This window comes from Pseudemcibacter sp. (assembly GCF_965661635.1).
Classification (GTDB): Bacteria; Pseudomonadota; Alphaproteobacteria; order Sphingomonadales; family Emcibacteraceae; genus Pseudemcibacter.
On the sequence record NZ_CBFIEP010000113.1, the window covers coordinates 1 to 5753 of the forward strand.

The window sequence follows — 5753 nt, forward strand, 5'->3', positions numbered from 1 at the left end:
GTCATTGATTAATCGGCAAATAAAACAGTCTCTTGTCCTGGTATCCATTTAGGATACTTGGTCATTATTGATTTAAAAAGATCACATTCCAAGTGCCATTCTAACCATTTCTGAAGGTGAGGGTAAGGTAATAAATCAAAATAGTCTTTATCAACAAATGCGAATTGTCGGATAAATGGAAACACGGATAAATCAATGATTGTCTGATCATTACCAGCTAAGAATTTATTTTGTTTAAGTTTTTCATTTAATAGGTTCAATAAGAAACCGCCGTTTTCGCGGTGTTGTTCTTTAGATAGTTCAGGGTTTCGACTTGAGTATTTATATTTATCTAGATGCTGTTTGAATTCAAAGTCGTTGATTTTTACCAATTCTTTCATCTGCTCAACATGTTTTGACCAGTCTTTGGGATCATTCTGTTCTAACACCCAAATCATAATGTCTCTGCTTTCATCAATAACTTTACCATCCTGAAGGTGGAGTACCGGTACGGTTGCTTTTGGTGATATTTCTAGCATTTCATCCGGTTTATCTCTTAAAACAACTTCACGAAGTTCACAGGTTATACCAGAAGCATAAAGAGCTAATCGTGCCCGCATTGCATAAGGACATCTTCTGAAGCTATATAAAATCGGTAGTTTTGACATAATACTATTTTATGGCCTGGTTTAAATCATGTACTGCTTGCTTCGGACCATCCTTATAATCCCATACGCCTCCACAAATGGCTAGAAAATCGGCACCAGCATTTGCTAATTCTGTTGCATTATCAACGGTAATGCCACCTATTGCAACGCAAGGAATTTCAAAAAGCTCTTGCCACCATGTTAAGAGCGAGGGGTGGGCAACGGAAGTTGTAATCTTAGTAGGTGTTGGATAAAAGGCCCCAAATGCAACATAATCCGCTCCTTGTTCACCTGCTGTCATGGCGAGATGTTTGCTATCTTTACAGGTTACGCCAATAATTTTATCAGGACCGAGAATCTCTCTTGCTTCCTTATAGTTCATATCGTCTTGTCCGACATGTACACCATCAGCACCTACTTTTTGTGCGATGTCTGGTCTGTCATTTATGATAAATGCTACGTCTTTAGCATGGCAAATTGGCATTAAGCTTCGAGCAGCTTTAATGATATCTTCATCATAGCTTTCTTTCATCCGCAATTGTAAACTGGCTACATCACCACCTTCAAGTGCATTTTGCAGTTCTATGGCAAAATCATATAGGTTAAATGATGAAGGTGTTATTAGATAAAGACGTGCGTCAGACATAAATATATACCTATAATTTTTAGTTTATTTTATCAGGCCTTAATCGGGGATCAAGTCATTATCGTTAAGAACTTGTCCTGCAAGATACAGTGATCCGCAAATAAGCACTTTTACAGGGCTTTTAGTGGTTATTATTTGTAACGCTTCCTCAACATTATTGGCCGTTTCAGCCGCAATGTTTTGCGACCAGGCAAATTTGACGATTTCAGTCGCAGCATGGCTTGCTTCCCCTTCCACATGAACACCAAAGAGTTTTTTCGTCATTGGTGATAGGGGTTCTAAATATCCTGCGCTATCCTTATTTGACATCATGCCACAAATCAGAATTAATTCTTCGTTTTTAAATGTATCTGCAATGACTTTCCCTGCGGCAGGGTTATGCCCGCCATCGATCCATAGCTCACTTCCCGCGGGCAAAATTTTACCAAATCGACTTTTAGAAATATTCTGCATTCGAGCCGGCCAATTAGCAGAAGTAATTCCCTTAGAATATTGATTTTCAGTGATTTTGAATTTTGTTTGGTGTCGAAGTGTTGCAACAGCAAGCGCGGCGTTCGAAATTTGATGAAGGCCATTTAAGTTTGGTTTCGGTAATTTTAAAGTTCCGAATTGATCATTATAAGTTAACCCGTCATTATTTTGTTCATACGTCCAGTCATTCACGAGGAGGGCATTCTTTTGATCTATGATTTGTTCAATTTTTTGTCGAGCTTCCTTGATCTGCTGCCCAACAATGACGGGGCAATTTTCTTTGGCAATATGTGCTTTTTCATTAGCTATATGCTTTATCTCAGATCCGAGAAATTGTTCATGGTCAAGTGATACGGGTGTAATAACACTGCAAAGTGTTTTATCTATTACGTTTGTTGCATCTAAGCGACCGCCTAACCCGACTTCTAAAATCAGAACATCCGCTGGATTGTCTGCAAAAGCTTTAAATGCGGCGGCAGTGGTAATTTCAAAATAGGTGATAGGCTCACCCTTGTTGACTGTTTCACAATATTCAAGAATTTCCTGTAAATACTCTTCATCGATTAATTTACCACTAAGCCTTATTCTTTCATTAAAGCGAACCAAATGGGGCGATGTATATACATGTATAGACAGTTTTGCTTTTTCAAGTATAGAACGAATATAAGATATCGTTGATCCTTTACCATTTGTACCCGCAACGTGTATCACAGGGGGCAGGTGATGGTGGGGATTGCCGAGTTTTTCCAAGATGACATACATCCTGTCCAAAGATAAATCGATTACCTTTGGGTGTAAGGATAGTAGTCTTTCAAGAATACGGTCAGTTGTCCGCATGATATATACTTAAGCGGCTTTATTCATGAGTAAGCTTACCAATTGAGTAAGCTTTGATTTCATTTCTGCACGGTGGACAATCATATCAATCATACCGTGCTCTAGTAAATATTCACTACGTTGGAAGCCTTCAGGAAGCTCTTCACGAATGGTGTCTTTGATTACTCGTGGGCCCGCAAAGCAAATGAGTGCATTGGGTTCAGCAATTTGTATGTCACCTAACATGGCATATGACGCAGTAACGCCACCGGTTGTTGGGTCAGTAAGTACAACAATATAAGGTAGTCCTGCATCTTTTAAACGTTGGACGGCAACTGTACATCTAGGCATTTGCATAAGAGATAAAATACCTTCTTGCATACGTGCACCGCCAGCGGCCGTGAATAAAATAAGTGGTGCTTTCTTTTCGATAGCTTGTGCCGCAGCGGCGATTATACCATTGCCGACACCAATTCCCATGGAGCCGCCCATAAATAAGAAGTTTTGCACAGCTACAACCGTATTTACATTGCCCATTTTCCCATAAGCAACGGCGATTGCATCTTCATATTCACTTTTACTTCTCGCAGCCTTTAAGCGCTCAGTGTACTTTTTTTGATCTTTAAATTTAAGTGGGTCTTCATTTGCTTTTGGTAATTCAACCAGTTTATAAGCCGCATTATCGAAAAGGTTATCAAATCTCTCCGTTGGGCCAATTCTTTCATGATGATCGCAATTCGGACAGATGCTTAGATTTTTCTTAATATCATTCACATAAAGCAGTTGCCCGCAACCTTTACATTTATGCCAAAGATTATCAGGGGTTTCTGATTTCTGACCGATAAAACTTTGTATTTTCGGACGTACAATGTTGGTTAACCAGTTCATATCTTAACCTCAATCTTCTCTTTTTGCGCTTTTTACGCCATCTGAGAGTTCATCAACAAAGGATAGAACTCTACCTATTAGTTCAGAATTTGCAACATTTTGTTCATCAATATTGTTTTTGATTATATCAACAATTGCGGAACCGACAACAACAGCATCTGAGAATTCTGCAAATCTCGCAACATCTTTGGGTGTTTTAATACCGAAACCTACGGCCATAGGAATGTCCGAAACCGCTCTAAATTTATCAAGCGCATTTTTTACAGGTGTTAGGTCCGGCTTAGCCGTACCGGTAATGCCAGCAATTGTAACATAATAAAGAAAGCCTGAACCGTTTCTAAGAATTATGTTTAATCGCTTTTCATTTGTGGTAGGGGTCGCGAGATGGATCATACCCATATTTACTTTTTTGGCAGGGATTGCGAGCTCAGTGTCTTCTTCTGGCGGCAAATCAACAATAATTAGGCCGTCAATACCTGCAGAAAGGGCATCATAAAGAAATTTATCAACGCCATAAACATAGATGGGATTATAATACCCCATTAAGATTATCGGCGTGACTTGGTCATCTTGTCGAAAAAGGCGCACCATTTCCAATGTCTTGGCTAGTGTCATTTTGCCTTTTAAAGCGCGAATACTTGCTTCTTGAATGGCAGGGCCATCGGCCATAGGGTCAGAAAAGGGCATACCAAGTTCAATGATATCAGCGCCTGCACCCGGAAGTCCTTTTAAGATTTCAAGGGACGTTCCAAGATCGGGGTCGCCCGCCGTCACAAATGTTACAAGTCCGGCTCGCTTTTCAGTTTTTAGTTTTTCAAATCTTTTCTCAATGCGGTCAAGGGCCATTAAATTTCCTCCCCTAACGCATCCGCAACGGTGAAGATATCTTTATCCCCACGACCACTTAACCCCATCACTATTATATGGTCTTCAGGAAGAGTAGGGGCCATTTTCATGACATGTGCAATTGCATGAGCACTCTCTAGTGCTGGGATGATACCTTCCAATTTCGTGCATAACTGAAATGCTTCTAAGGCTTCTTTATCATCTATAGGCACATATTTTACGCGCCCTATGTCATGAAGGTGGCTATGTTCTGGTCCGATGCCTGGGTAATCTAATCCTGCTGAAATTGAGTGTGCTTCTAATATTTGCCCGTCATCATCCATAAGTAAAAATGTGCGATTTCCATGCAGAACGCCTGGTGCGCCACCGGAAAGTGAGGCCGCATGTTTATCTGTGTTAACGCCAAACCCAGCAGCCTCTACAGCGACGATATTAACGTCGTCATCTAGGAATGGATGAAAAAGACCGATTGCGTTAGAGCCACCCCCTACACAGGCCACAAGGCTATCAGGAAGTCGCCCTTCCTTTTCTAATATTTGTTCTCTTGCTTCATCTCCAATCACACATTGGAAATCACGGACGATTTCTGGGTAAGGGTGGGGGCCTGCGGCCGTACCAATAATATAAAAAGTATCTTCAACATTAGAGACCCAGTCTCTCAGTGCTTCATTCATACTATCTTTAAGGCTTTCAGAACCAGAAGTAACGGGAATAACTTCAGCACCAAGAAGCTTCATACGAAACACATTCGGTTTTTGTCTTTCAATATCTTTTGCGCCCATATATACGACGCAAGGCATGCCAAACAAGGCGCAAACTGTGGCCGTAGCAACACCATGTTGCCCAGCACCTGTTTCCGCGATAATTCTGGTTTTACCCATGCGGCGGGCTAACAATATTTGACCAATGCAATTGTTGATTTTATGAGCACCTGTATGATTTAGTTCTTCTCTTTTAAAATATATCTTTGCGCCGCCTAAATGTTCCGTCATTCTTTTAGCGTAATAAAGCGGATTTGGTCGACCAACATATTCTTTTAAGAGCTCATGGAGTTCTTGTTTGAAAGCCGGATCGATCTTGGCTTCATTATACGTTTTTTCAACATCGTGAATGAGTGGCATAAGCGTCTCAGCCACATAGCGTCCACCAAAAATACCGAAATGACCGTCTTCATCTGGGCCGTTTCTAAAGCTATTTATCTTATTATTTACCATTAATCGATATCCTGTATTACTTCCATAAAGACTCTAGTCTTTTCAATATCTTTACGTCCTGGCTCTTCTTCTAGACCACTTGAAACATCAATAATATTTGCACCGCTAATTTTAATAGCTTCTTTTACATTTGTCGCGTCTAATCCACCCGATAACATCCATGGAATATTCCATTTTTTTCCAGAAATCAGTTTCCAATCAAATTCTAAACCATTTCCGCCAGGTAATGCATTTTCTAAATCTACT

General features: G+C 40.3%; 7 protein-coding genes. All 7 read right to left on the reverse strand.

Annotated features, from left to right (window positions below; translation table 11 throughout):
- Positions 1 to 8: 8 nt before the first annotated feature.
- Complete coding sequence (locus tag ACTF6W_RS07520) at positions 9 to 647, reverse strand: glutathione S-transferase N-terminal domain-containing protein (protein ID WP_438993924.1); 639 nt, start codon at positions 645 to 647, stop codon at positions 9 to 11.
- Between the two features lie 4 nt (positions 648 to 651).
- Positions 652 to 1272 carry a thiamine phosphate synthase gene (gene thiE, locus ACTF6W_RS07525; RefSeq protein WP_438993925.1) on the reverse strand — a complete coding sequence of 207 codons (621 nt, stop codon included), beginning with the start codon at positions 1270 to 1272 and terminating at the stop codon, positions 652 to 654.
- 39 nt (positions 1273 to 1311) lie between these two features.
- A complete protein-coding gene (locus tag ACTF6W_RS07530; RefSeq protein WP_438993926.1) occupies positions 1312 to 2580 on the reverse strand; it encodes a bifunctional folylpolyglutamate synthase/dihydrofolate synthase in 1269 nt (422 codons plus the stop codon).
- 9 nt (positions 2581 to 2589) lie between these two features.
- A complete protein-coding gene (gene accD / locus ACTF6W_RS07535) occupies positions 2590 to 3447 on the reverse strand; it encodes an acetyl-CoA carboxylase, carboxyltransferase subunit beta (protein WP_438993927.1) in 858 nt (285 codons plus the stop codon).
- Between the two features lie 9 nt (positions 3448 to 3456).
- The gene (gene trpA / locus ACTF6W_RS07540; protein WP_438993928.1) at positions 3457 to 4293 is read right to left on the reverse strand and encodes a tryptophan synthase subunit alpha; all 837 of its coding nucleotides are present in this window, start codon (positions 4291 to 4293) and stop codon (positions 3457 to 3459) included.
- The gene (trpB, locus tag ACTF6W_RS07545) at positions 4293 to 5507 is read right to left on the reverse strand and encodes a tryptophan synthase subunit beta (protein ID WP_438993929.1); all 1215 of its coding nucleotides are present in this window, start codon (positions 5505 to 5507) and stop codon (positions 4293 to 4295) included. The genes trpA and trpB overlap by 1 nt, the downstream gene beginning before the upstream one ends.
- A partial coding sequence (locus tag ACTF6W_RS07550; protein ID WP_438993930.1) for a phosphoribosylanthranilate isomerase occupies positions 5507 to 5753 on the reverse strand: 247 nt, incomplete at its 5' end. The genes trpB and ACTF6W_RS07550, both read right to left, overlap by 1 nt.